This is a genomic window from Bacillus sp. N6, assembly GCF_052805735.1.
In genome coordinates this window covers 2,772,983-2,799,654 of record NZ_CM127843.1, presented here as the reverse complement: position 1 = coordinate 2,799,654, position 26,672 = coordinate 2,772,983, and the positions used below count along the sequence as shown (strand labels likewise).

At 33.6% G+C, this 26,672-nt stretch carries 30 protein-coding genes; 21 read left to right on the top strand and 9 right to left on the bottom strand.

What is annotated here, in order from left to right:
• Nucleotides 1-11 precede the first annotated feature (11 nt).
• Genes ACUXVC_RS14395 through ACUXVC_RS14385 form a run of 3 tightly spaced genes read left to right on the top strand, consistent with a single transcriptional unit; the run spans nt 12 to nt 1,935 of the window.
• Complete coding sequence (locus ACUXVC_RS14395; RefSeq protein WP_089171255.1) at nt 12-713, top strand: 5'-methylthioadenosine/adenosylhomocysteine nucleosidase; 702 nt, start codon at nt 12-14, stop codon at nt 711-713.
• A gap of 19 nt (nt 714-732) precedes the next feature.
• The gene (locus ACUXVC_RS14390) at nt 733-1,407 is read left to right on the top strand and encodes an HAD hydrolase-like protein (protein WP_144465273.1); all 675 of its coding nucleotides are present in this window, start codon (nt 733-735) and stop codon (nt 1,405-1,407) included.
• A gap of 33 nt (nt 1,408-1,440) precedes the next feature.
• A complete protein-coding gene (locus ACUXVC_RS14385) occupies nt 1,441-1,935 on the top strand; it encodes a GNAT family N-acetyltransferase (protein ID WP_144465272.1) in 495 nt (164 codons plus the stop codon).
• Between the two features lie 196 nt (nt 1,936-2,131).
• On the opposite strand, the gene ACUXVC_RS14380 is transcribed toward ACUXVC_RS14385, so the two are convergent.
• Complete coding sequence (locus ACUXVC_RS14380; protein ID WP_144465271.1) at nt 2,132-2,548, bottom strand: hypothetical protein; 417 nt, start codon at nt 2,546-2,548, stop codon at nt 2,132-2,134.
• Nucleotides 2,549-2,669: 121 nt separating this feature from the next.
• Between ACUXVC_RS14380 and ACUXVC_RS14375 the strand changes: the two genes are divergently transcribed.
• The 9 genes from ACUXVC_RS14375 to ACUXVC_RS14335 all read left to right on the top strand — a co-directional run bounded on the left by ACUXVC_RS14375 (nt 2,670) and on the right by ACUXVC_RS14335 (nt 11,322).
• Nucleotides 2,670-3,317, top strand: a complete 648-nt coding sequence (locus ACUXVC_RS14375) for a response regulator transcription factor (RefSeq protein ID WP_000865979.1) — start codon at nt 2,670-2,672, stop codon at nt 3,315-3,317.
• Nucleotides 3,310-4,689 carry a sensor histidine kinase gene (locus ACUXVC_RS14370; protein WP_144465269.1) on the top strand — a complete coding sequence of 460 codons (1,380 nt, stop codon included), beginning with the start codon at nt 3,310-3,312 and terminating at the stop codon, nt 4,687-4,689. The genes ACUXVC_RS14375 and ACUXVC_RS14370 overlap by 8 nt, the downstream gene beginning before the upstream one ends.
• A gap of 185 nt (nt 4,690-4,874) precedes the next feature.
• Entirely contained in the window at nt 4,875-5,717 is an 843-nt protein-coding gene (locus ACUXVC_RS14365; protein ID WP_001987511.1) for a peptidylprolyl isomerase PrsA, read from the top strand.
• A gap of 320 nt (nt 5,718-6,037) precedes the next feature.
• Complete coding sequence (locus ACUXVC_RS14360; protein WP_446025721.1) at nt 6,038-7,777, top strand: Xaa-Pro dipeptidyl-peptidase; 1,740 nt, start codon at nt 6,038-6,040, stop codon at nt 7,775-7,777.
• Between the two features lie 226 nt (nt 7,778-8,003).
• Nucleotides 8,004-8,768, top strand: a complete 765-nt coding sequence (locus ACUXVC_RS14355) for a methyltransferase domain-containing protein (protein ID WP_168410540.1) — start codon at nt 8,004-8,006, stop codon at nt 8,766-8,768.
• Nucleotides 8,769-8,939: 171 nt separating this feature from the next.
• A complete protein-coding gene (locus ACUXVC_RS14350; RefSeq protein ID WP_069355771.1) occupies nt 8,940-9,203 on the top strand; it encodes a hypothetical protein in 264 nt (87 codons plus the stop codon).
• 268 nt (nt 9,204-9,471) lie between these two features.
• A complete protein-coding gene (locus tag ACUXVC_RS14345; RefSeq protein WP_000789031.1) occupies nt 9,472-9,702 on the top strand; it encodes a hypothetical protein in 231 nt (76 codons plus the stop codon).
• Nucleotides 9,703-10,237: 535 nt separating this feature from the next.
• Entirely contained in the window at nt 10,238-10,729 is a 492-nt protein-coding gene (locus ACUXVC_RS14340; RefSeq protein ID WP_065484052.1) for an ankyrin repeat domain-containing protein, read from the top strand.
• Nucleotides 10,726-11,322, top strand: coding sequence for a DJ-1/PfpI family protein (locus tag ACUXVC_RS14335; protein WP_446025720.1), 597 nt, complete (start codon nt 10,726-10,728; stop codon nt 11,320-11,322). Before ACUXVC_RS14340 ends, ACUXVC_RS14335 begins: the two co-directional genes overlap by 4 nt.
• A gap of 19 nt (nt 11,323-11,341) precedes the next feature.
• Here the strand turns inward: ACUXVC_RS14335 and ACUXVC_RS14330 are convergent, their stop codons facing one another.
• Nucleotides 11,342-12,268, bottom strand: coding sequence for an aldo/keto reductase (locus ACUXVC_RS14330; protein WP_095690711.1), 927 nt, complete (start codon nt 12,266-12,268; stop codon nt 11,342-11,344).
• 284 nt (nt 12,269-12,552) lie between these two features.
• Here ACUXVC_RS14330 and ACUXVC_RS14325 point away from each other — a divergent pair, with 284 nt between their 5' ends.
• The 6 genes from ACUXVC_RS14325 (at nt 12,553) to dltD (ending at nt 18,982) form a co-directional block, all read left to right on the top strand.
• On the top strand, nt 12,553-12,909 hold the full coding sequence (locus ACUXVC_RS14325; RefSeq protein WP_001228739.1) for an FtsB family cell division protein: 357 nt from the start codon (nt 12,553-12,555) through the stop codon (nt 12,907-12,909).
• A 297-nt stretch (nt 12,910-13,206) separates the two neighbouring features.
• The gene (locus ACUXVC_RS14320) at nt 13,207-13,533 is read left to right on the top strand and encodes a DUF3870 domain-containing protein (protein ID WP_000271314.1); all 327 of its coding nucleotides are present in this window, start codon (nt 13,207-13,209) and stop codon (nt 13,531-13,533) included.
• 186 nt (nt 13,534-13,719) lie between these two features.
• Nucleotides 13,720-14,781, top strand: coding sequence for a dipeptide epimerase (locus tag ACUXVC_RS14315; RefSeq protein WP_446025719.1), 1,062 nt, complete (start codon nt 13,720-13,722; stop codon nt 14,779-14,781).
• 40 nt (nt 14,782-14,821) lie between these two features.
• Complete coding sequence (locus tag ACUXVC_RS14310) at nt 14,822-15,823, top strand: C40 family peptidase (protein ID WP_000755423.1); 1,002 nt, start codon at nt 14,822-14,824, stop codon at nt 15,821-15,823.
• Nucleotides 15,824-15,842: 19 nt separating this feature from the next.
• Nucleotides 15,843-17,465, top strand: a complete 1,623-nt coding sequence (locus ACUXVC_RS14305; RefSeq protein WP_446025718.1) for a peptide ABC transporter substrate-binding protein — start codon at nt 15,843-15,845, stop codon at nt 17,463-17,465.
• Nucleotides 17,466-17,800: 335 nt separating this feature from the next.
• On the top strand, nt 17,801-18,982 hold the full coding sequence (gene dltD, locus ACUXVC_RS14300; RefSeq protein ID WP_098127586.1) for a D-alanyl-lipoteichoic acid biosynthesis protein DltD: 1,182 nt from the start codon (nt 17,801-17,803) through the stop codon (nt 18,980-18,982).
• 40 nt (nt 18,983-19,022) lie between these two features.
• On the opposite strand, the gene ACUXVC_RS14295 is transcribed toward dltD, so the two are convergent.
• From ACUXVC_RS14295 to ACUXVC_RS14285, 3 genes are all read right to left on the bottom strand, one after another.
• The gene (locus ACUXVC_RS14295; RefSeq protein ID WP_000558692.1) at nt 19,023-19,247 is read right to left on the bottom strand and encodes a hypothetical protein; all 225 of its coding nucleotides are present in this window, start codon (nt 19,245-19,247) and stop codon (nt 19,023-19,025) included.
• 168 nt (nt 19,248-19,415) lie between these two features.
• Nucleotides 19,416-20,021 carry a DedA family protein gene (locus ACUXVC_RS14290; protein WP_000952913.1) on the bottom strand — a complete coding sequence of 202 codons (606 nt, stop codon included), beginning with the start codon at nt 20,019-20,021 and terminating at the stop codon, nt 19,416-19,418.
• A 234-nt stretch (nt 20,022-20,255) separates the two neighbouring features.
• On the bottom strand, nt 20,256-21,020 hold the full coding sequence (locus ACUXVC_RS14285) for a DUF1836 domain-containing protein (RefSeq protein ID WP_000447231.1): 765 nt from the start codon (nt 21,018-21,020) through the stop codon (nt 20,256-20,258).
• A 258-nt stretch (nt 21,021-21,278) separates the two neighbouring features.
• Here ACUXVC_RS14285 and ACUXVC_RS14280 point away from each other — a divergent pair, with 258 nt between their 5' ends.
• From ACUXVC_RS14280 to ACUXVC_RS14270, 3 genes are all read left to right on the top strand, one after another.
• Entirely contained in the window at nt 21,279-21,728 is a 450-nt protein-coding gene (locus ACUXVC_RS14280) for a hypothetical protein (protein ID WP_000914478.1), read from the top strand.
• Nucleotides 21,716-22,024 carry a YxcD family protein gene (locus ACUXVC_RS14275; RefSeq protein ID WP_053564214.1) on the top strand — a complete coding sequence of 103 codons (309 nt, stop codon included), beginning with the start codon at nt 21,716-21,718 and terminating at the stop codon, nt 22,022-22,024. Before ACUXVC_RS14280 ends, ACUXVC_RS14275 begins: the two co-directional genes overlap by 13 nt.
• Nucleotides 22,025-22,180: 156 nt before the next feature.
• Nucleotides 22,181-22,903, top strand: a complete 723-nt coding sequence (locus ACUXVC_RS14270) for a hypothetical protein (protein ID WP_053564215.1) — start codon at nt 22,181-22,183, stop codon at nt 22,901-22,903.
• A 57-nt stretch (nt 22,904-22,960) separates the two neighbouring features.
• Here ACUXVC_RS14270 and ACUXVC_RS14265 read toward each other — a convergent pair whose 3' ends face one another.
• The 4 genes from ACUXVC_RS14265 to ACUXVC_RS14250 form a co-directional block, all read right to left on the bottom strand.
• Nucleotides 22,961-24,205, bottom strand: coding sequence for an NAD(P)/FAD-dependent oxidoreductase (locus ACUXVC_RS14265; protein ID WP_095690713.1), 1,245 nt, complete (start codon nt 24,203-24,205; stop codon nt 22,961-22,963).
• The gene (locus ACUXVC_RS14260) at nt 24,202-24,534 is read right to left on the bottom strand and encodes a (2Fe-2S)-binding protein (RefSeq protein WP_000087063.1); all 333 of its coding nucleotides are present in this window, start codon (nt 24,532-24,534) and stop codon (nt 24,202-24,204) included. Before ACUXVC_RS14260 ends, ACUXVC_RS14265 begins: the two co-directional genes overlap by 4 nt.
• Nucleotides 24,531-24,803: a (2Fe-2S)-binding protein gene (locus ACUXVC_RS14255; protein WP_000182620.1), complete on the bottom strand. Its 273-nt coding sequence runs from the start codon at nt 24,801-24,803 to the stop codon at nt 24,531-24,533. Before ACUXVC_RS14255 ends, ACUXVC_RS14260 begins: the two co-directional genes overlap by 4 nt.
• Before the next feature lie 112 nt (nt 24,804-24,915).
• Nucleotides 24,916-26,577, bottom strand: coding sequence for a sigma-54 interaction domain-containing protein (locus ACUXVC_RS14250; RefSeq protein ID WP_144465266.1), 1,662 nt, complete (start codon nt 26,575-26,577; stop codon nt 24,916-24,918).
• Nucleotides 26,578-26,672 lie beyond the last annotated feature (95 nt).

Genomic DNA, 26,672 nt, shown 5'->3' with positions numbered 1-26,672 from the left:
AGACTACATACATGAACAGAATCGGCATTATTGGAGCAATGCAAATTGAAATAGATTTACTTTTAGAAAAACTAGTTATACAAGAGGAACAGACAATAGCGGGAATGCCTTTTTATATCGGAGAATTCATGGGAATAGAAGTAATTATTACACGTTCTGGTGTAGGGAAAGTAAATGCAGCTGCATGCGTGCAAACATTAATTCATAAATTTGATGTAGACTCTATCATTAATACGGGCGTTGCTGGCGGATTACATTCAGATGTAAAAGTCGGCGATATAGTTATTTCAACGAATGTTACTCATCATGATGTAAGTAAAACTCAAATGAAAAACTTATTTCCGTTCCAAGAGGAATTTATTGCAAGTAAGGAATTGGTAGAGTTAGCACGTAAAGCTTGTATTAGTAGTAGTTTACAGATTGCAGTTCATGAAGGAAGAATTGTCAGCGGTGAATGTTTTGTTGAAGATTCAAAGTTAAAGGCGAAATTAATAGACGAATACGCACCTCATTGTACAGAAATGGAAGGGGCAGCAATTGGACATGTTGCCTATATAAATGATATACCGTTTCTCATTATAAGATGTATTTCTGACAGCGCAGATGATGAAGCTCAAATTTCTTATGATGACTTCGCGCAAACTGCTGCGAATTATTGCTCAGAAATTATTATTGAGATGCTTAAAAATATAAAGAGTAAAACTGTACTATAGTTCAAAAGGAGAGAATGAGATGTTACAAGCATTAATTTTTGATATGGACGGAACGTTATTTCAAACAGATAAAATTTTAGAATTATCGTTAGATGATACTTTTGATCACTTAAGATCACTACAATTATGGGATACAGTAACTCCAATTGATAAATATAGAGAAATTATGGGTGTGCCGTTACCGAAAGTTTGGGAAGCTTTATTACCGGACCATTCTATTGAAGTAAGAGAACAAACAGATGCATATTTTTTAGATAGACTTATTGAAAACATAAAAAGCGGAAAAGGCGCTTTATATCCAAATGTAAAAGAAATATTTACATATATAAAAGAAAATAATTGTTCCATTTACATTGCTAGTAATGGTTTGAAAGAATATTTACGAGCAATCGTAACTTATTATGCTTTAGACAAGTGGGTGACTGAAACGTTTAGTATTGAACAAATACAATCGCTAAATAAAGGTGACTTAGTTAAAAGTATTATGAACAAATATGATATAAAAGAGGCAGCCGTAGTTGGTGACCGGCTATCTGATATAAATGCAGCGAAAGACAACGGTTTACTGGCAATTGGGTGCAGTTTTGATTTTGCGCAAGAAGATGAACTTGCTCAGGCTGATATAGTAATAGATGATTTAATGGGGTTGAAGGGAATATTATCTGAAGTGAAGAATACGCACGCTATGAATTAAATAAGTTAACAACCATAAAAATGCTCAGAATAAATGATTCTCGAGCGTTTTTATGTATTTTCATACTTAGGGGGAATGGACTTGAAAGATATACATATTCAACAAATAGAAAATTTAATGGAATATGAATTCAGTCATCTCGTTCAAGACAGTGAAGAAGAAGGTTTTAATTTCCTTATAAGGCTAATAAATGAATATAAAAACAAAATAAATGTATTCAATAAAACTGGAGAATGTTTATATGGTGTTTTCCAAGGTGATATGTTAATTGGAGTTGGAGGTTTAAATGCGGATCCGTACACAAAAGACAATAAAATTGGGCGGCTAAGGAGATTTTATATTTCAAAGGATTCTCGGCGTATAGGGGTAGGGAACTTATTATTAAACCAGCTATTATGTCATGCGGAAAAGTATTTTGAAGTGATTGTATTATATGCTGACACAAAGCAAGGGGATGTGTTTTATACTGCAAATGGATTTGTAAAAGGGGGAGTATATAAGGGATCGAGTCACTACAAACTATTATAGAGAGTGCTATCCAAAGAATAGCTACGAACAGGGTTTTTGTTGGTAAATCGATATATCTTAAAAATCGCTGATATATGAAGTTGCGATCCTTATATTAAAAACCAACTTTTATAATTTCATTTACTGAATTGTTATTATAAAAAAGAGCACCTTAGCTTTTAAAATTTAGCTTATAAGGTGACTCCTTTTCAGTCAATTACGTTTTAACCTTCAGTTTTTTCAATAATAATCCTGGTTTACCTTTTACATAATAAAAATGCGGATTATTTTCATCATCATAAAGCATAATATAAGGCTTTTCATTTAGTGGGAGCAGTATAAGTACTTCGTCTATTGTAGTGTGTAACCATTGATTAGTAATAGAAACCGGCTTAGATAATGGGATTTTTATCATATAGCCATCTTTTGGAACGACATTTAAGTTTTTAAATGGACCAGTAATTGCTTTAGCGTATTGAACTGCTTCTTTTTGGACTATTGGATCTAAAGATTGTTTTTGAATGACCATTTCTTTTTGACAATCAAACACTTCAATTTGTTGATTTGTATTTGCTAATGCATTTGTTGATAATAGAAATAAAAGAAGAGAAATGACCCCGATTTTTTTTATCATAATACAACACCTCACCATTACTATCCCCTCAAAAGCTTTAAATATTTTTCTGTCACATTCATGTAACAAAGATGTTGTATGATACAATTGGTTTTTGTTTAAAAGCAATGGAGGAAAAAATATGAAAGTTTTAATTGCAGATGACGAACAAGATATGTTAAGAATTTTAAAAGCTTATTTTGAAAAAGAAGGCTTCGAAGTTTTATTAGCAAAAGACGGAGAGGAAGCACTTCAAATATTTTATGATGAAAAAATTGATTTAGCTATTTTGGATTGGATGATGCCAAAACATAGTGGTATTACTGTCTGTCAGGAAATAAAAAAGAATTCAAGCGTAAAAGTATTAATGCTTACGGCGAAAAGTGAAAGTGAAGATGAATTAGCAGCACTTCAAAGCGGGGCAGATGAGTACGTGAAAAAACCATTTCATCCAGGAGTACTAATTACGCGAGCGAAAAAACTTATTCAGCATGATGATATTATTCAAGTACAAGATGTAAAAATAAATTTCGCCAAAAATAAAGTATATAAAAATGATATAGAGTTAGAAATTACAAAAACAGAGCTCGAATTAATAAAATGCTTTTTAAATCATAAAGGAACGATTTTAACTCGTAAAAAATTGCTAGATATTGTATGGGGATTTGACTATTTTGGAGAAGAGAGAACGGTTGATACACATGTAAGAAGGCTGCGTAAAAAAATTGGAGAAAATATTATTAAGACGCATCGCGGGCTGGGCTATAGTTTGGAGGAACAAAGTGAATAAACTTGGGAAAAAGTTATTTTTAAGTATTTCTGCAACTGTTATTCTCATCTTTATGATTTCATTATTATTCATTAACAATCTCTTACCGAACTATAATATTTATAAAACACGTGAAAACTTAAATAAATTTACAACACAGATACAAAATACAACAGTGGAAAATATAGAGGATGTTATTCATACAATTGAAAGTGAAAATAACGTTACAATTGCGTATACGCCAATTAATCAGTCAGAAGATGCTATGAACGAAGCGTTACGCATGCAACTTACGAAAAAGAAAGTAACTTTAAATAAGCTTTGGATTACGAAAGACGAAGTTATGAAAGTGAAGACGGAAGGGCAATCGAATAAACTGTATGATCAAGGAAAGGTAAAAGCGAGTTTTTTTGCTAAATATATTGCGAAAGATGATACGATAATTTTAATTGGGACTTCCATTGCGAATTCAAATGAAATTATAAATACGTTAAATACATTTTACTTATACATCGTATGCTTCTCGCTCCTTCTTATTATTTTACTTGTGTGGATACTTTCAAAAATAATAACGACGCCACTGAAGGAGCTAAGTGATGTGGCTCAGGATATTTCACATTTGCAGTTTAAAAGAACGAAAGTGAAAACGAATGATGAAATAGGAGAGTTGGCCAATAGTATTAATATCATGAGTGAAAAACTACATGAAGCACATCAAGACTTAACTGATCGTAATGAACATTTAAAACGATTTATGGGTGATGTAACGCATGAATTAAAGACACCGATCGCATTAGTAAAAGCATACTCTATGGGGATTAAAGATGGATTAGATGATGGGACTTATGTAGATACAATTATTAAACAAACAGATCAAATATCAAACTTAATTGAAGAACTATTACGATTTTCTAAACTAGAAAGAGATATTTTACAAAAAGAAGAATTCCCCATTGAACCACTGGTTCAGAGTATATTAGATAAGCATCAGATTGACCTGGATTCGAAAGTAATTGACTTACAAGTAAACTGTAATACGGTTGATACAATCGTTTATGCAGATTTAAATAAAATGAGAATGGTATTTCAAAATTTAATTTCTAATGCAATAAAATATACAGCAAATCAAAGCATAATAATTACTTTAGAAGATAGAAATAAAAGTATATATTTTCAAATAAAAAATGGCATTCATACGGATAAAATTAAAGATATCGAGAAAATTTGGGAGCCTTTTTACGTACTAGAATCTTCTCGTAGTAAAGAAAAATCAGGTACAGGATTAGGACTAGCGATAGTGAAAAGTATTTTAGAAAGACATGGTTTTGAATATGGAGTTTCCTCTATAAATGGAGAAATTCAATTTTATATAAATGTGAAAAAGGACAAATGAAAATTTAGTCCTTTTTGCAGCTTTAGAGGTTAGCGATACAGGATGAATCACCATAATTTTCAAAATTGATGTATTAAATGGAGAATTAGCAAATGTTCTACTTTCATTAAATTCACGTGAAGTTCACAGGGAAACGTTATATTTACATAGTTACATTTGAATTTAATGAAGTGAGGTATTCGGATTTGAAAAGAAAGAAATTAGTAATTGGTAGCATTTTAATGGGGATGACGTTATCTTTATCTGCATGTGGTTCATCAGATAATATTGTAACTACAAAATCAGGAAGCATTTCAGAAAGTGATTTTAACAAAAAATTAAAAGAAAACTATGGTAAACAGAATTTATCTGAAATGGTAGTAGAGAAAGTATTAAATGATAAATATAAAGTTACGGATGAAGAGGTAACGAAACAACTGAAAGAATTAAAAGACAAGATGGGCGATAATTTTAATACATATATGGAATCTAATGGTGTGAAAAATGAAGATCAGTTGAAAGAGAAATTAAAGCTTACTTTCGCTTTTGAAAAAGCTATTAAAGCAACCGTAACGGAAAAAGATATTAAAGATCACTATAAGCCAAAGCTTCAAGTTAGCCATATTTTAGTGAAAGATGAAAAGACAGCAAAAGAAATTAAAGAAAAATTAAATAGTGGCGAAGATTTCGCGGCATTGGCTAAACAATATTCAGAGGATCCAGGTTCTAAAGAAAAAGGTGGAGAACTATCTGAATTTGGACCAGGTATGATGGTGAAAGAATTTGAGGATGCTGCATATAAGTTAGAAGTTGGTCAATTGAGTGAACCTGTTAAATCTTCTTTCGGATATCATATTATTAAGTTAACGGATAAAAAAGAGCTTAAACCGTATGAGGAAGAGAAAGAGAATATTCGTAAAGAATTAGAACAGCAACGTATACAAGATCCTCAATTCCATCAACAAGTTACTAGAGATCTGCTTAAAAATGCAGATATAAAAGTATCTGATAAAGACTTGAAAGATACCTTTAAAGAGTTAGAAAAATAATAAATGGAATGTAAGACAATCAATAGAAATATCGGTTGTCTTTTTCTCTATTTTTCCGGCTATTTGCCGGGCAGTAAGACCCCAAAACTCAAAATTCAGCGGAAGCAAAGAAGTTAGGTGGGGCCCCGCTGTCCGTAAACGCCCGATTGGTGAGGGCTCACTTTATATAGAAGCTGGGAGTGGGAAAATACTTTCACACCTGTATTGAATTTTACTTAATAAGAAATCTTTGAGTTTCTCAACTATTATATAAAAATAAAACTGAATTTTCAGTTATTTTGTTATATAGTAAAAGAGAACGAATAAGGGGAGGGAACATTTTGAGTAAAAAGAAAATGGCAATTACACTGTCAGCAATGCTATCTGCAACAATTATACCTAGCTTTACTATGGATGTGCATGCAGAGAAGAAGGAATTGACTAAAAATACGAAAATTGAATTAGAAAATGGGATGACAAAACCGATTTATTCACTCGATGAAGCCATTATCGAAAATTTATATGTAGAGACAGAAGTTGATAGTGATCGCGACGGTAAGAAAGACAGAGTATCGATAAAAGTTATGCGTCCAAAGACAGATCCGAATGTGAAGGTTCCTGTTATTTATGAAATGAGTCCATATCGATCTGGATTAAAAGATGTTCCTGTATATAATGTAGATGAAGAATTGTATGCGTATGAAGGAAAACCGTATGGAGCGGTTAATCTTGGTTCGTATGGGAACTATTACGTGCCAAGAGGTTATGCAGTTATTCTAGGCGAAAGTATCGGTACTGGAAAATCAGATGGATGCCCTACAACTGGAGATGAACAAGAAATACTCGGTACAAAGTCTGTTATTGATTGGGTAAACGGTCGCGCGAAAGCATTTACAGAACAGGGTGAGGAAGTTCAGGCAAATTGGTCTACAGGAAATGTAGGTATGACTGGAGTTTCTTATAATGGTACACTACCAAATGCTGTTGCGACTACTGGAGTTGAAGGTTTAAAAACAATTATTCCAATCGCAGCAATTAGTAGTTGGTATGATTATTATCGTGCAAATGGTGCAGTAATTGCGCCAGGCGGATATCAAGGAGAAGATACAGATAATATGGCAGAAGCAGTACTGACAAGGGAAAATCCTGAAGTTTGCGGACAAGTTATAAAAGAGTTAACGGCTGGACAAGACCGAAAAACAGGTAATTATAATGATTTTTGGGATAAACGCAATTATGTAAAAGATGCTAAAAATGTAAAAGCAAGCGTATTTGTTGTTCATGGTTTAAATGATTGGAATGTTAAGACGAAGCAGTTCGCGCAATGGTGGGATGCACTCGGAGAAAATAATGTTCCTCGTAAAATGTGGCTACACCAAGGTGGTCATGGTGGGACATCAAGTAATAACTGGCAGCAAACACAAAATAAATGGTTAGATTATTGGTTGTACGGAATTGAAAATGGAATTATGGATGAACCAATGGTTGATGTGCAAAGAGAAAATAAATCGTGGCAAAAGATAAAAAATTGGCCAGATCCAGCGGCTGTACCTTCAAAAATCCGTATGTATTTAAGTAATAAATCAGTCAATTTTCCACTAAGTATGGGATCGGCTAATAAAGTTTTCTCATTCTTAGATGATGCACAAATGAAATCAAATCAATTAGTAGCAAACCCAGAATTAGAAGTAGCCAATCGATTAGTATATACAATGCCTGTACTTCAAAAAGATACACGCATAAGTGGTACACCAAAGATTTCAATTACAGGAAATATTGATCGATCTGTATCAAATTTAACAGCATTACTTGTTGACTATGGAGGAGCGAAGCCGGAAATCGTAACGAGGGGCTGGATGGATCCACAAAACTTAAATAATATAGAAGATTCAACAGCGATTCAACCGGGCAAAGATTATACTTTTACATGGGACATGCAGCCAGATGATTATGTCTTTAAAGCTGGACATCAAATAGGGGTCGTTTTAATTGCTAGCGACTATGATTATACAATTAGACCGAAAGCGGGCACGAAACTTACAGTGAAATTAAGTGAAGTGACATTGCCGATTGTGAAATAAATATTTTTTCAAAAGAGCTTACTAAAGTAAGCTTTTTGTTTTATAGTCTGAATTTTTAATTTTATATTCCAAATTGGAAGGTTATGTAATACAATATCATTATATTCTATGGAAAGTGAGTGATATAATATGACAGTCAGCTCTTTCGAAATCTCATTAAAATTAGAGGTACGAGAAGATTAGTTGAATTGGAATCTTCCGTACGTAAAAACGGAGGAGAAAATAAATGTTTAGTTTTTATAGTACACTTTGTACGGAACTGTATGATTACACAAAACCAGTCGGTTATTCTTTAAATGGTGATATTGAGTATTACAAAGAACGTTTAAAAGATTGTAGAGGTAGAATTCTCGAAGCTGCAGTAGGTTCAGGGCGTGTCATCATTCCGCTTCTAGAGGCCGGTTTTAAAGTGGATGGGATAGATTATTCACCTGAAATGCTTGATTCTTGCCGTAAGCGGTGTAAAGAGAGAGGCTTACATCCTAATTTGTATGAAGGAAGCTTGCAACAATTTTCAATTCCGCATAAATATGAGGCAATTATCATTCCTACTGGATCTTTTTGTTTAATTGAAAATCGTGTGGATTCTATAAACGCATTGAAATGTTTTTATGAACATCTTAATCCAGGCGGACGATTAATCGTAGATATTATGCTTCCGCATGACTGGAAGACTGGGGAAATTCATACATCGACTTTTTCTTTGCCGAGCGGAGACGGAATCACATTAGAAAATAAATCAATTGAAATAGATTGGCTGAACCAAGTTACTGTATCATATTTGAAATATGAAAAGTGGAGTAAAGGACATCTAGTACAAACAGAGTTACAACGTTTTGCGCTGCGCTGGTATGGAATAGTAGAGTTTAAACTCCTTTTAGAAAGTATAGGTTTCTCTAACATTACTTGCTCTGCTGAATATGTTTATGAAAAAGAACCGTCAAATGCAAATCAAATGATTACTTTTGAAGCTCTGCGAAACGAAAAATAGAGAACTATCTATGGAAACAAGGCAGTCAATACAAAATCGACTGTCTTGTTTCCATTGTCCAAGCATTCTCCTACTAACTACATATACTATTTATGTTAAAATCAGTCACTATTTTAAACAGGACTGCTATTTTAATATATATAACTATTCAGGGAAGAGGGGAGAATAAATTTGGAAAACGAAGAACAAGGTAGAATTGAAAATCAAGTGTATTCAAATCGTGTAGTAAGATCAGAATTTGATGCGAATTGGGAAACTTGTATATCAAAGAGTGGTTATGTAATTTATGTAGCAACAAGTAATAATGCTGAAGTAATAGTACTTCTTGCAGATGGTTCAAGTAAATTATTAATTTTCGAAAAAGGCGGTAAAGTGGTAGTAGGTGGCGGTGGAACAAGTCATTACAGTAAGCCACATATTGCAAGAAATATTTAAGGTAAAACATGTTAATTGAGAAGAAGCTGGAAGACGGTTAGTCATTCATTTTTAGAGAATGACTAACCGTCTTTAAATGTAGTTTTTGAAGAATTATATAACCAATATAAAAAGCATTTCCTATTTCGGGAAATGCTTTTTATATGTTATAGTATAATAGTGTTTTAAAACAATGTTATTTTAATATATTTCAAATTTTGTTATGTATTATTTTTATATTAAATTAGCACATAAAGTATTTTTTTATATAAGGAGTAGTAATTAGGAAATGAAAAATATAGACTTTATACTAGAAAGTGATGAGGCATTAAAACCGTCTGAACGATTAGTACTATTATTATTAGAGAAGCATAGAATGTTATATACAAACGATCTATTGGCATTATCAAATTTATCATATAAAACATTAACAGATTCATTAACGGCGCTTGTTTTAAAATCGTATGTGTTAAAGGAAACAGGTAAGGGAAGAAGACAGAATTGCTATAGATTAGTATGATAAGGCAGCTGTTTTAGAGATTTTTACATATGTTTTTTCAATCGTAAGGCGAAAATAAGTTTTTTGTTTTCAAACGAAAAGCTCACTATAAGAGGGACAAAGATAGTGGCGTTTCAATTTTGTAAACGTAATTATTTCGTCATTGAAAATACAAAAATAAAATAAAACCGCATAAAACAGAAATAAAAAAACAATCCATTTTTAAAATGGATTGTTTTTTTATTGGAATAATATTATTTCATATGTTGAAAGCATGAATAGCAGAATAAACATTACCTGTTTTAGTTTATGCAACTGAACGAATATGATGAAAACTATGTGTATAGTTTTTTTAATTGCTTTTTTCAGTAACTCTAATGAAATCATAGTCTTTATTGTTTAAAGGTATTATTTTTAACATTATTGCTATTCAACATTAGTACAAAAGTGATTTATAATATTATTATGTAAACTTAAGTTTTTAAAAGGAAAATGTAATAATTAATAGAACATGTAGAAGGGGATGCTTAAATATTTTGAAGGATAGGAGATTATTATGGAGCATTTACAATCAATAGCACAAGCTGTTTTAAGTGGTCATAAGGAAAAAGTAGTGGAGTTTATAAAGGCGAGTCCAAGTATTGTTAACGAATGTAGTGAAGATGGATGGACACCACTTCATTTAGCAGCTTATTTTGGACAGAAAGAAATAGCGAGTTTTCTTTTAGAAAGCGGTGCAGATATACATAGTAGAGCGAAAAACGAAAATGAAAATACGCCTTTGCAAGCAGCAATTGCGAACAAGCAAAGTGAACTTGTTGCTTTCTTAATTGAAAAAGGATCAGATGTAAATATTATGCAAAGTGGTGGCTGGACAGGACTTCACGAAGCGGCATTATTAGGAAATGAAGAAATAATTATGTTACTCCTTAAAAATGGAGCTAATAAGATGATAAAGAAAAATGATGGGAAAACAGCGTATGATATTGCATTAGAAAAAGGATATGATCATCTATTACATCATTTGAAACAGGAAGTGAACTTATGATGAATAAATGGAGTGTTGGTATATTTTTATTTAATGAAGTAGAAGTGTTAGACTTTGCAGGGCCATTTGAAGTTTTTTCTGTAACTGAGGTGAATGAAGAAAAACCATTTACTGTTTATACAGTTAGCGAGAATGGGGAAATGATTACAGCAAGGAACGGATTGAAGGTACAGCCAGATTATAGTATTGAAAATTTACCACCAGTGGATATTTTAATAATTCCGGGTGGGCTAGGTGCTAGAGAATATGAAATAAAAAATGAAATAGTAATAAAATGGATTCGCCAACAAATGAAAGAAGTAACGCTGATGACTTCAGTTTGTACAGGAGCGCTATTACTGGCGAAAGCAGGTTTACTGGAAGGTTTAAAAGCAACAACACATTGGGCTAGTATTGAAAAGTTTCAAAATGAGTTTCAAAATGTTGAAGTTATAGAAAAGGTAAAGTTTGTAGATGAAGGACATATTATAACATCTGCTGGAATTTCAGCTGGAATTAATATGGCATTTCATATTGTGAAAAACTTGTTAGGTATGCATGTTGCGGAGGACACAGCGAAGCGAATGGAGTATGATATTAGTTTGCCAAATTAAAAAGCCCGAATTGGGCTTTTTATATTGAATGAATATAGTTAAGCTCTTCATCACTCAAAATAGGGCGAACAGATGCATTTGCATTTTCTTGTGCTTGCATTCCGGTTTTGGCACCAGGAATTACAACACTTACTGCCGGATGAGAGAGTACATAGCGAAGTGCAAGTTGCCCTAGGGTCTGATTTTTATTTGAGAGCAACCGAAGTTTCTCTACGGTTTGTAAGTCTTCTTGAAACCAAGTTTCATTTGGCCAATCTTTGCGTAAATCTCCATCTGGAAAAATTGTTTTATTTGTGAATTTTCCAGTTAAAATGCCCATTTTTAATGGACCACGAATAATAGCTCCTAGATTTTCCTCTTGTAAGAATGGTAAAATATCTTTTTCAGGTTTTCGATTTAATATATTGTAATCAAGTTGTACGATATCAATTTCGTTGTTGTTATTGAAATGATGAATGTATTGTAAATCATGAGTCGAAACACCGACTGCCCTTACTTTTCCATCACGTTTTAATATGTCAAATGCACGTAGAAATGCTTCTGTTTCTCTACGATTATGCCACCAAATATGACAAAAATAAAGATCAATATAATCTGTTTGAAGACGTTGTAAACTTGTTTCAAATACGGCGATGATTTTTTCGGGAGTATCATATACAGGAACTCCATTAGGGTCGTAGTGGTGTCCGATTAAACCACCTTTCGTTGATAGGATAATATCATTACGATGTCCTTTAATCGCGGTGGCCACCAACTTTTCACTATGTCCTAAACCATACACATCCGCAGTATCAATAAAATTCACACCACACTCAATTGCTTTTTTTATAGCAGTTATAGATTGTTTATCGTTAACAGGTCCCCATTCATCACCACCGATTGCCCATGCCCCAAAACCTATTTCAGAAACAGTTATTCCAGTTTTACCTAATGTGCGGTAATGCATATTTCCCCTCCTTGTAAGCATGTTATAACATGGATATGTGGGGTAAGAATTTTTTGTGTGAAAAAATTCTTCTACAATAGTAGAAAAAGAATTACAGAAACTACTATTTTATAGCAGCATGTATAAAAAAAAACGGTGTAAATGTAGAAATGTCGTCGAATGCTATCTTTAATTGGTAAATTTATGGGATATTTTTGTGAAGGAGTTTATTTTATAAGAATAGAATTTAGTTTAGTAAGAAAATGTGCCGATGGTAGTGAAAAATATGGGTTAGGGGGATTTGAATGAGGAAACTCAAACGAGTAAATGTTCCTAATATACCAGAACAATCATCACAACCTAGTGACAAGCGTAAGATAAATAAAAAGAAGTTAAGGCGTCTTATTTTAATGGTCCTTTTTATTGCGGCAACTACTCTGTACGTTCAATATATTTTAACGAAACAACAAGAAGTAATTGATAAAAAGAAAGATACGATTACGGATCAAAAGAAACAATTAGTATCTTTAAAGAAAGATAAAGGTTCTTTAAAGACTAACATAGAAAATTTAACAGACGATGAAGAAGAAATTTTGAAGTTTGCGAGAAAAGAGTATCAATTTTCTAAGTCAAATGAAACTATATTTGTGATGCCAAAGTAATAAAAAAACAGTTAGCCATTGAACTGCACCTCCAATTGTTAGACACCGTCTAACAATTGGAGGTGCAGTTTTTTATGTATGAATGTCATGGTACAAGGAACAATCACATATTGTAAAAATGAAGAGTTTAAGCTATTTGCATAAATATGGAATATGCACTAAAATAAATGTTGTTAAAATTCTGTCAATTATATTATAATACAAGGTAAGCGGATACATTTTTTAATCAACGTTGAGTTCCTCGCTCATACGACTATTAAGAAACCCGTTATCCTCGTATAAGAAAGGAAGATAGCTGTGTACGCTTCAAATACAATTTATATCGTAGGGGATGCGAAAGCACCTCAAAATAATCCCATTACTGAAAAGTTTAAAAGCTATTTCGTAGCATTTGTACTTGTTAAGGATACAGGGGAAATTGTAGATGCAGACTGCTCAGCGACAATTGCATTAACATCTCAATTTGTTAAATATTTATTTCTACATAAAAATATAAATGACCCGGCGTTAGTAATGGAAGTAAAGAACCGATATTTCGGCTCTTCTCAAAAAGCGTTACTTGTAGCGCTAAAAGATGCACAGAAAAAATATAATCAGATTGCTGCTTTGTCTACTCAATCATAGACAAAATCCAGCCGTAAGAATCATTCTTATGGCTGGATTTTTTTATTTCACATTATCGTTCTACATCAAAAGTAAACGAAAACAAAGTAGAGTGATAGAAGAGTAAATGCCCAATGAGTTTACCTAATAATTCGTGGGTATAAATCTCCGGTGGATTAAGATTTCACTTCATTGGAGAACGAAAGGATGAACAAAATGAAAATTACAGATGTAAAAGTAAATCGTAGACGTGTAAAACTTCATACACCGTTTAAAACCGCGCTTCGTACTGTAACAGAAATTGAAAGTATAGATGTTTATATTCATACAGACGAAGGAGTGATTGGTAAGGGGGCTGCAGCCGCAACGCCAGTTATTACGGGTGATTTCACCAGTGGAATGGAAGATGCGATTTTAGGACCGATGCGTTCATGTTTAATTGGTCAAGATATCATTCAGTTTCAGCAGTTACTACAGCGCATTCAAATGAGTTGTATTGGAAATTCAAGTGCGAAAGCAGCGGTAGATATCGCTCTATATGATGTATATTGCCAATATCAAAATGTGCCGTTATATGCATTGTTAGGCGGGAAGAAAGAAATTTATACCGATATTACAGTGAGTGTGGATGAGCCTGTATTAATGGCAAAAGAAGCGAAGAAACATATAGAAAAAGGATTTCAAACATTAAAGATTAAAGTGGGTAAAGAGGCGCATTTAGATTTGGAACGTATTGAGGCAATTCGAAATGTAGTACCAAGAAATACGACATTACGTTTAGATGCGAATCAAGGTTGGAGTCCAAAAGAAGCGATCTCTATTATTCAAGAGATGGAAAATCGTAATTTAAATATAGAATTTATTGAACAACCAGTACACGCGAAAGATTGGGATGGGTTAAAGTACGTCAAAGATCGTGTGCAAACGCCAATTATGGCCGATGAAAGTATATTTTCAGCAAGTGATGCATTAAAGCTCGTTCAAGGAAGATACGCAGACTTAATTAATATTAAATTAATGAAATGTGGTGGCATACGTGAAGCATGGCGTATTGCAGATATCGCAGAAACGGCTGGTGTGAAGTGTATGGTGGGAAGCATGATGGAATCTTCACTTTCCGTTAGCGCTGTTGCACATTTAGCGGCAGCACATCCTAATATACATTATTTTGATCTTGATGCACCGCTTTGGTTAATGGAAGAGCCAGAAGGAATGACTTATTCTGGATCAATGGTAAACCTTCAATCAACAGTGAATAGTAAGTCTTAGGAGAAGAGACTAGTAAACTATTTTTTTAAGGGGGATATATATGAAAAAAGTAGGAACTGCATTTTTAACAACTTTATTTATATTTTCATCGTTTACATCGGCAAATGCTGAAGAAAAGAAGGATAATAAAGCATTTATAGATGTATCTGCTGCAACGTTATGGACAGCACCTGATTCATTAAGGTCAATCGATACACCGAGTGCAACAAATCCAGTGGATCTTTGGAAATGGACGAAATCAATGACACTTGACGAGAAACTATGGTTAACAAATGCAAATAAATTAGAAACACAAGCGTTACTCGGTCAAGAAGTAACTGTTATTGATAAGAAAGGCGAGTGGGTGAAGGTATTAGTGCATGGACAGCCAACACCACGAAATGAAGAAGGTTATCCGGGCTGGATGCCTGAAAAGCAATTAACATATAATCAAGAATTTGCAGATAAAACAAATGAACCTTTTGTGTTAATAACAAAGCCAACAGCGATTTTATATATAAATCCTTCTGAAAAACATAAATCACTTGAAGTCAGTTATAATACAAGACTGCCGCTATTAAGTGAAGACACAATTTCATACCGTGTATTGTTGCCAAATGGTCAGAAAGCATGGCTACGAAAAAATGATGGAACAGTTTACCGTTCTCAAACTGATATTCCAAAACCGACAGCTGATGATTTAATTAACACAGGGAAAATGTTTTTAGGTTTACCGTATATATGGGCTGGTACAAGTGGTTTTGGATTTGATTGCTCTGGCTTCACGCATACGATCTATAAATCGCACGGCATTACAATTCCGCGAGATTCTGGACCGCAATCAAGAGCAGGAATTGCAGTTGATAAAGAAAACTTACAAAAGGGAGATTTAATCTTCTTTGCACATGATCAAGGGAAAGGTAGTGTCCATCACGTTGCAATGTATATTGGTGATGGCAATATGATTCACTCACCAAGAGCTGAAAGGTCGGTAGAGATTATACCGCTAAATACACCAGGATATATAGAAGAATACGCTAGTGCACGTCGTTACTTACCTTAAAAATAGAGGGGGTTTTCAAATGAAAAAAATTGTTCGTTACTCATTAGTTAGTACTCTATTAGTTTCTTCATTTTTAGTTGGCTGCGCAAAAGAAAAAACTACAACAAAGCCGAAAGATGAAAAGAAAGTATTACAGTTACTAGAAACGGGTGAAATTCCGTCGTTAAATTCAGGAAAAGTAACAGATGCAGTCTCGTTTAACGTTTTAAATAACGTAATGGAAGGACTATTCCGTTTATCGAAAAATGATGAAGTAATTGAGGCAGGCGTACAAAAATATGAAGTGAGTAAAGATGGAAAGACATATACATTCCAATTGCGTGATGCGAAATGGTCAAACGGAGATCCAGTAACCGCTCATGATTACGTATACGCTTGGAAGCAATTGATTAATCCAGATACCGCTTCTCAATATGCATACATTGCGTACGATGTGAAAAACGCTGAGAAGATAAATAAAAAACAACTAGGTCTAGATGAATTAGGAGTAAAAGCGAAGGATGATAAAACGTTCGTCGTAGAGCTAGAACATCCTGTACCGTATTTTACGAAATTATTAATTTTACCATCCTTCTATCCAATTAACGAAAAATATGCGAAAGAGCAAGGTGATAAATACGGATTAGAAGCAAATAAAGCGGTATATAATGGACCATTTACATTATCAGAGTGGAAGCATGAAGCTAGCTTTACAATGAAGAAAAACGATAAGTATTGGGATAAAAAAGAAGTGAAGTTAGATGAAGTAAACTATCAAATTGTAAAAGAAATTTCAACTGCGGTAAATTTATATGAAACAGATAAAGTTGATAGAGCTGTTATTTCTACAGAATTCGTAGATAAATATAAAAATAATAAAGAGCTAAAACAATACACAGATCCAGTTATGTACTTCTTCCGATTTAATGAAAATGTACCGATTCTTAAAAATAAAAATGCAAGGCTTGCGCTAAGTACAGTTTTTGATAAGAAAGGACTCGCAGATTCATTTTTAAATGATGGTTCGGTTGCTGCAAATTATTACGTACCAAAAGGATTCTTAAAAGGCCCAGATAAGAAAGATTTTAGAAGTACGGCTGGTGAGTTTAATAAGACGAATGTAAAACAGGCGAAGGAATATTGGGAGAAAGCAAAACAAGAGACAGGTACAAATGAAGTGACGTTAGAACTATTAAATTATGACTTAGAAAACTTTAAAAAAGTCGGAGAGTACATTAAAGAGCAGCTTGAGAAAAATTTACCTGGATTAAAAGTGAATGTGAAATTACAGCCACATACGCAAAAATTAGCACTTGAGAAGAAGAAAGAATATGAAATGTCGTTATCACGCTGGTTACCGGATTATCCAGATCCAATGACTTACTTAGAAGTATTCCTTTCTGGAAGCAGTGTTAATAATACAGAATATGCAAACCCAGAATATGATGCGTTAATTAAGAAGATTAAAACAGAATTAGGTAATGATGAAAAGGCTCGCTGGAAAGCAATGCAAGATGCTGAAAAAATGCTACTTGATGATGCAGTAATTGCACCGGTATTCCAGCGTGGATTATCTTACTTACAAAAACCATATGTGAAAGATTTATATGTACATCAATTTGGTCCATCTACAAGTTTAAAATGGGCAGATGTACAAAAATAAAAGAATGGGGAAACAGACTTCACGTGTGTGATAGTCTGTTTTTTGTACAGTTCCGAATGAAATATAGACATTTCATATGTTTTTTCACGACTTAAAAATAAAATTATTACTAAAATTCCAGTGTGAAATTTATGTAGAATCTTGTATAATTAACGTGTTTCTATGGAAACATTTTCTGGCGCTATTTATATAGGGCTTAATAGAACAAGGAAGGAAATACATACATGTATATAATAGATAAATAGAATGGAACATGTATAGAGAAAAAGGAGAGAAAAGATGACGTGTCAAAAACAAGGGTTACAAGTTAATAACGATAGAAAGAGGGACAGAAGATGAAAATGAAGCATGCTTTTGGTCCTATAATTTTAGCGTGTGTGCTGTTTTTCATTATCATTCTAATCCCATCGAAAAGTTTGGTATCGCTTATTAGTGATAAGAAGGTAGAAGATGCGGCAACTTCTTTACAAAAAGAGAAATTACAAAGTGCTTTCTTACAGCAAAAAATGTTAGATAATTCACAGTATTTACCGATGTACGGTTCATCAGAATTTTTACGAATGGATGCATATCATCCGTCTAATTATTTCAAAGTAAATCCAGCTGGTTTTACACCGTTTTTAATTGGAACTGGCGGTACACAAAGTTTAGCTCATATTTTAAATATGACATCTACTATGGATGAATTAGAAGGTAAAAAAGTAGTCTTTGTTCTTTCACCACAATGGTTTACAAAGACTGGTGTTTCACAAGGGGATTTCACTAATAATTTCTCCAAACAACAAGCATATCATTTTATTTTTAATGATGAGATAAATCCAGAAATGAAGAAGCAAATCGCGAAACGGCTATTAGATTATAAAGTTGTTCAAGAAGATGATATATTAAAAAATTCATTAGAAGGTATTGTATATAATGATACGAAACATAACATAAAAGCAGGTTTAGTTAAACCACTTGCTTATATGTATCGAAATATTTTAGATCATAGAGATTTATTTAACTCTTTATTTAAAATCGAACCGATGAAAGAGAAAACCAATAGCGGGCTTCGTTCAATTTCTTGGGAAGACGCACGTAAACACGCAGAACAAGAAGGGAAAGCTGAGTCTACTACAAATACATTCGGAATTGAAAATCCGTATTATCATAAGAATAATCTGAAGAAAAAACTAAAAGGTTTAAAAAACTTTAGAGCAAATGAAACATATGATGAATCACCAGAATATGATGATTTACAAATTATTTTAGATTTATTTAAAGAGAAAAATGTCAAACCACTCTTTATTTCTGTACCTGTAAATGGGCCTTGGTATGATTATACTGGCTTCCCGAAAGAACGCCGTGAAGTGTATTATAATAAAGTTCGAGAACAGGTTGAGAAAGCAGGATATCCAGTAGTTGATTTCTCTGGTCATGAATATGATAAGTATTTCTTAAAAGATACGATTCATTTAGGCTGGAAAGGTTGGATTTATTTTGATGAAGCAGTGCAGAAATTTTATTCTGAGAAATAAAGTATAGAAATCGGAATGGCTATGAGCCGTTCCGATTTTTTTAGTATAGAGGATTTTGGTGAGGACAATTTGGGAATGCATGTATATCTTGAACCTGTCTATAATCATAATGTTTCATTGCGAACTGGGCTTGATAAAGGTATTCATACACATATAATTGCCCATCATGCGCTGAACATAATACACCTGAAGTTCCTTGCCCATTTATGAAGGAAATACCGATAGGGCGTCCGATTAAGTATGGTATTTTTTGCTGCCAATGCATAGGGGAATCACTCCTTTTTGAGATAATATACGAAAGGAATGATCGAATGGTTGCTTATCCATGTAAATGTAGATGGAAAGGTGTTATATAATTCCTGGAGATTAATTCATATATAAATAGAAAACCGCTATAATTCCGAATGAATTTATAGCGGTTTTTATTATATTCTTAAGCAAGATTTTTGCGCTTTTTTGTCCATTTTTTTATAACGAAGTATAAAAGTATAAGTACGACGCCACCAATTGCAAATGATTTCACATACGGACCAGCAATATCGTTTATATTCTCCCAGTTTTCGCCTAGTTTTTCACCTAGATAAATGAAAATGATGGACCAAGGGATGATTGCGAGTGCTGTTAATGTAGTGAAACGTAGTAAAGGCATTTTTGTAATACCAGCAGGAATTGAAATCGCATGACGCACTACTGGAATGAAGCGTGCTGTAAAAATGACGCCAGTTCCGTAACGATTAAACCAATCTTCTGCAGCATCTATTTGTTTTTTATGTATGAAAATATATTTTCCATAACGTTCTAATATAGGTCGTCCGCCGTATCGTCCAAGCCAATAAATAAAGATTTGGGCAATAACACCGCCAATTGTACCGAATACAACAGCACCTATAAATGAGATACTTCCATTGAATACTAAGTATCCTGCATAAGCAAGGACAATTTCACTTGGGATAATCTCAATCATAAGTCCAAGCATAATGCCCCAATAACCTAATCCTTCAAAAAACGTTAATACTGAATGAATAAAACTACTTAACATTGTTGCACCTTCTAGTTTATGAATTTTTGAGTATAAGAACCATTTATTTAATGACATAAAAGGTTCACTATATGTAGATTATACCTTATTTACATAGGGGATTGCTATTTCAATTCTTTTATGTCTCTTATAAGTATTATAGTAAAGGATATAAGCCGCGTTTTCATGAAGGGTTAATGAAAAGATTATTAAAAATTTCTCATAAAAAAATAGAAGCATTTCTGCTCCTATTTTTTAAGGCTTCACATCTAAGTTCTGTAAAAATAAAGTTGCTGTTACGTAACGCTTTGCTAACATTTGTACATAAGCGGTATGTACAGAAAGGGTCGCAATAATAATAGCGTTACGAATTGCTTCGCGTTGTTCGTTATTAATTTGATCGAACTTGCTTGCGATTTTATCAGCTTTTTCTTTTACGATGTTTTCAATTGTATGAACGGTATCTGTTGCATTTAATTGTAAGCAATTCCCTTGATTGAGTTCTTCAAATAGAGAAGAGTATGCTACATATAAATGAACAGGATTGATTAAATCATCACTTCGATCGGCTGGGTCATTTACAATAAGGCGTAATAGCTTACGAATGGATTCAAAATCAAGTGCTGTTTTTAAATCTTCGACAATAAATAGTAAGGCTGCTTGTTCAATTGAATATTTTTTCCCTTTTTGAGGAGAGCCAATCATTTCTTTTATATCTCGTTTCACCCAGTTTTGCATAGCAGTTACAGAGAAACTTGTGTTTTCAATCTGATTGCCAAGCGCAACTATTTCATTTAAAGAAAAACCGACATCAGTATCGTCAATTTTAATCAGCTTTTCAAAAATAGGTGAAAGTGCGGTAGTAATAAAAGCTGTAACGCTTTGTCCGCTTTCAATATCTTTTTTATGTGACTTTGCCCAAGCTTCTTGTAAAATACCGAGAGGCTTTTTCGTATTCCATCCTCTTAGTGATAGAAGAAGGGTAGCCATTTCGTTTCGTGTGAGATGAAATGTTTCCATCTTTTCACCTCCAAAATAATAAAAAGTTCTTATGAACTTATAATATGTTTTGTTTCATTTAAAGTCAATTCTGTTTTGCTTAAATTTTCCTTTGTCACCAAACTGTCGGAAGTAAATAATACTTGCATATTTCGACAAAAGTTCATATAATAAGTTCATAAGAACCTTTAAAATGTTCTTAAAAACAAATCTATCATTCTGAATTTACTAGAAAGATAGATTTCACATATATCTATATAAAAGGAGAATGGATATAATATGTTGAAAAAACTTGTAGCAGTAATGACAGCATTTATGGTTATCTTTGGGGCTAGCAGCTTTATGTTCGTAGATCATGCGGCAGCGAAAAGTTACAAATCTGGTAAAAAATCATTTACACCAAGTTCAGGTCAAAAATCAAAAGTTGATTTAAACAAAAAAGACTCAAATGTAAATTCTCAAAAAACGACTCCAGATTCAAAAACGAAAGCAACAAACACAGCACCAAAAAGTAATAAAGGAAGCTTTATGAAAGGTTTATTACTAGGTGGTCTTGGTGGTTTACTAATGGGTAGCTTATTTGCAAATATGGGAGCTCTTGGTTCTGTATTAGCGTTTATGGTAAATATGTTAGTAATGGCTGGTATCGTAATGTTAGCAGTTCGTGCATTTAAATACTTCAAAGACCAACGTAAAAAGAAGGCAGATGAAGTAGCATGGAAACAATAAGAATTTCTGAACAAGAATTAATAAATGCGCTTTGCGTATATATAGCTGAAAAAAGACAAGTGGGTCCAGAAGAAGTGTTAGTTGAACTCATGTATGACGATGACTACGGTTTCTCTGCGGAAGTAGAGGTAAATGGTCGCCAGCAAATTTTAATTCAAGCAAACTTAATCGAAGCATTACGCTTGTTGCTTGACAGAGAATATAATGTCAATTCATTCGCAGCGAGATTACAACTTGAATTAGATGATGAAGAAGGTATTTACGCATTAGCGAAATTTAATAGTGATGAACAATAAGACTGTTAGGGCTTTATGCTCTAGCAGTTTTTTATTTTAATTTCTATTTTTAGTATGTTTCCTATTTTAGGATAAAATTCAATTTTTAATAAACTGATAAATTGGTAAAAATATGTTATTCTTATTAAGAATGTTTTATATTAATAGGAGGATATTATGAAAAAGAAATTATTAGCAACAATTGCTGCGGTATGTTTATCTTTAACTGCTTGTAATTCAACAGAAGAAACAAAGAATGTAAAGGCGAAAGAGCAAACGGAGAAGAGTGTAGAACAAAAAACTGACACAGCAAATCAAAAAGTTAAGGAAGTAAAATCAGCAAGTACAGTAGAACAGTTATCACAAGACCATAATGTGTCAATAGAAGGAGATGGTAAAAATTCATCTGATTTCTTTGAGTTGAAATCTGGTTTTGTAATTGCTGATGTAGAACATACAGGGAAAAGTAATGCAATCCTTCATTTGAAAGATGAACAGGGAAATGATGCGGGAACACTTTCTAACTTTATTGGAAATGGTAAACAAAAAAAATTAGTTGTTATAAAAGAGAGTGGAAAGTATTTCATTGATGCACTAGCAGACGGACACTGGAGTGCTAATATGTCTCAATCTATTCCGATGGATAAAGTAGTGACGACTCCAGGGGTAGTAAGTGGGCATGGTAGTGATGTTATATTTGTAAAATTAGAAAAAGGTTTAAAAGAATTTCATGGGGTACATAATAATGGGAAAAGTAATTTTATCGTTCATCTAAATGATAACACTTTATTTAACGAAATCGGAAACGCTGATACTACAAAAAAAATGCCTGTAAAAGAAAACGGTATACATATATTTACTATTCAAGCTGATGGTGATTGGACAATTGAAGTGAAATAATTTGAAAAGCTCTCCTTATGTTTTTGATAAGGGGAGCTTTTTGAAAAATAAGTCTTATTAAATAATTTCTTGTTGTTTATAGAAATCTTTATCATTTGTTTGGAATTTATGCCATAAATCATTCATTTTTCGTCTACCGATATCTACCATCGGATTAAACTGAATTGTAGCTTTCTGACGAACAAAGTGAACGTTTTGAATGGCGTGAGATAAATGTTGGTCGACTATATCACGTTTTTTACTTGCATATTTAGCAATAGATAGACCTGCAACAGTTCCTTGCGCCATCGCAATTTTTCCGCTTTCAATGCCTGTAATATTGCCAGCTACAAATAAACCAGGAAGAGGGGTTTCCATTGTTTCGGAATGGAGAGGAACGTGTCCACCTAATTCTGAAATGTAATGGAAGGGACAACCAGCTACAGCTGCAAGTTCGGCAAGTGGGTATAATCCCCCAGCAATACAAACAAAATCTGCTTCATATATTTTCTCTGATCCATTAATAACATTTCCTTTAGAGTCAATATTAGCAATACGTACACCTTCAACTTGATCTGTTCCGATAATTTCAAGAGCTGCTTTCCGAAGGTGAAGTGGCGTTCCGTTTATTTTCATTCCGCTGTTTGGATATAATGTTAATCCAGCTTTTCGAATCCAATCATATTTCATAAAGTGGCTACCTATTCGTAAAATAGCAGAAGGAGCGAGATGTGCTGCATTTAAAAGAGAGTTTAAAACTTCTTCAGGTTCACCAGCTTTTTGACTTAACTCGCTTTTTTCAGGGAGTACAATATGATCTACTTTAATTCCCGCTAATTGCAATTCACTTAAAATGGCGAAAGACAAAATGTTAGCACCAATAATGATTCCTTTTTTTCCAACTTGCACGCGATGAACATTTGTCATAACTTGAGCTGCTCCAATTGACATCACTCCTGGAAGTGTCCAGCCTGGAAGGGGAATAGAATATTCCGCAGCACCAGTAGCAAGTAGTACGAACGGTGCTTCTAACGTACCGATATTAGTATGTACAAACCAATTGTTTTCATCTTTATCTAAATTATAGACCGAAACACCGCACCTAATATGTACTGAAAGTGATTCTGCTTCTTCATGAAGTCGCTTCGATTCTTCTATTCCGTTCCACCATTCTCCAGTAGGCTCTTGATGCAACTGTCCTAACAATCTCCCACCCGGCTTCATAAATTCATCAATAACGAGCACTTTTAGTCCGAAACGAGCACAAGAGATAGAAGCAGATAATCCCGCTGGTCCTGCACCAATGATAATTACATCACTCATCGTTTTTTCACCATCTCTCTCACGATATTCGGATGCTGTTTCCCGCTTTCAACAACCATGTTTTCTTCTACAACAGTTAAGCATGCACGTACATTTGTTTGATTATTTACTGTTACGCGGCATTCAGAACAGTGCCCGATATTACAATAAATACCTCGCGGTGTCCCGCTATCTTCATGAACTCTTAATGTCCGTATTTCATTTGCTAACAGGGCAGCAGCTATCGTTTCATGTTCATATGCTTCGTATTGATGACCGTTAAATTGAAAAGTAATACGCTCACTACTTTGTAAAGTACCTAAAATAGGGTGATGTGTAATTCTACTCATTTACTTTCACCTACCGATCCAAAAGTAACTGCACGTATTGGTGGTTGATATTTTAACGGTAGTTCATTAAGAGTTACGTCAGGATTCACATTTTCAATCATTCGATCTATCATTATTCTGCATGTACGACCACCGCAAAATCCCATGCCAGCACGTGTCCTTAGTTTTAATTCTCTTGCCGAGCAGTTATATTCAGCAATTGTCGATTGAAGTTGTCCGTATGTAACCTCTTCACAACGACAAACAATTAAGTTGTTTTTATTGGTCATGTGTATTCCTCCTCTAGTTCGGTTTGCACAAATTATATATGCAAAAATCATGCCAATATAGAGGAGGGAGAGAGAGCTACCTGTAAACGCCTAATCGGTGCATACTGCTTCTTTATTGAAGTCCAAGTTTTTTTAAACGGTTATATAAAGTAGCCCTTGTTACGCCAAGTTGTTTTGCACATTCTAATTTATTCCCATTTAAAATTCGTAAAGCCCTTTCAATAACTTTTTTCTCATGCTCATCCATCTCTTCTTGTAAAGAAAGGATTGTATTATTGTTGCTGAGTAATAGGGAATGAGCTGTATGATTGTCTAAATTTTCGGTTGTATGAAATGGTAAATATTCTTGTTTTATAATTCCGTCTGTCGCAAATACCACAAGTCGTTCAACAACGTTTCGAAGTTCGCGAATATTACCTGGCCAATTGTAATGAAGCAGTTCATGCATAATGCTTGAAGGTAAGTCACGAATTGGTCTGTTATAGTTGATTGAAAAATCGTTTAAGAATGAGTATGTGAGTTCGATAATATCCTCTCGTCTTTCACGCAGCGGTGGAATATGCAGGCTAACTACATTTAAACGATAATATAAATCTTCTCGGAAAGTTCCTTTTCTCATTTCTTCTTGTAAATCCCGATTTGTAGCAGCGATAATGCGGAAATCAATATTAATTTCTTTTTCTCCGCCAACTCGGTAATACTTTCGTTCTTGTAGTACACGTAACAGTTTTACTTGCATATCGAGCGGCATTTCGCCAATCTCATCGAGGAATAAAGTACCGCCTTGTGCGAGTTCAATTTTACCTTTTTTCCCTTTACTATTAGCTCCAGAAAACGCCCCACGCTCGTAACCGAATAATTCACTTTCAAATAACGCTTCTGGAATTGCCCCGCAGTTAATCGAAATAAAAGGCGCCTTCGCTGCTTCACTTGCTTCATGAATTGCTTTCGCAAATACTTCTTTTCCAACTCCGCTTTCCCCAAGTATTAAAACAGTTGATTTCACCGAACAAACTTTTCTAGCTAATTGTATCGTTCTTTGTATAACAGGACTTTTTCCATTCATCGCAAGGAAAGGATCAGATTCATCTTTATACTTTGCCACTTCTTGTTCTAAACGGTGCATTTCATGTGACATATTAAATAGTTTTTCATTTAAAGCGACTTGATTTGTAACATCTGTTTCTGAAACGACTGCTCCTATAATTTCATCATTACAATAAACTGGATTTGAATTAATTAATACGAATAAATCGGGACGAGGCTGATGGAACTGAGCGACTATGCTTTTTCCATCATGTAAAGATTGTAAAATTTCCAAGTCTTTATAATCAAAAAAACGAGTAATCGGTTGCCCAATAATTTCATTATGGTTGACTGAAAATATTTTTTCAGCACCATCTGTCCAAGTTCGAACGCATTCTTTACTATCAATGACTGTAACAGAAGAGTCAGTTGTTAGTATTACGGTGTCATAAAATGCCTGTAGTTCATTGTAGGACTTATAAAGAAATGGAATGATTTGCTGAGAAGTTATACAGCATATCGGCTCATCGTTTTCGTTAAGGATGATAACAGCTAATTCATAAGAAAAAGCGTCAATTAATGCAGCGAATGAGTCATCTACATAAATAATGGCGCAATTATATTCTTCTGTAGTAGAAGGGAGATAATAAAACCTTTCGTTTACTTGCTTAATGTGATTAAGGCTACATGTATGATCGATTAAAATACTTTCCAAAAACTCTTGTATAGTCGGAAATGAAAATGCCATAATATCCTCCCGTTATGTATAAAAATTTTGACAGTGATAAAAAAATAATACACCTATTTACTATAAATTTGAATTATTTTTACAAATAAAAATAT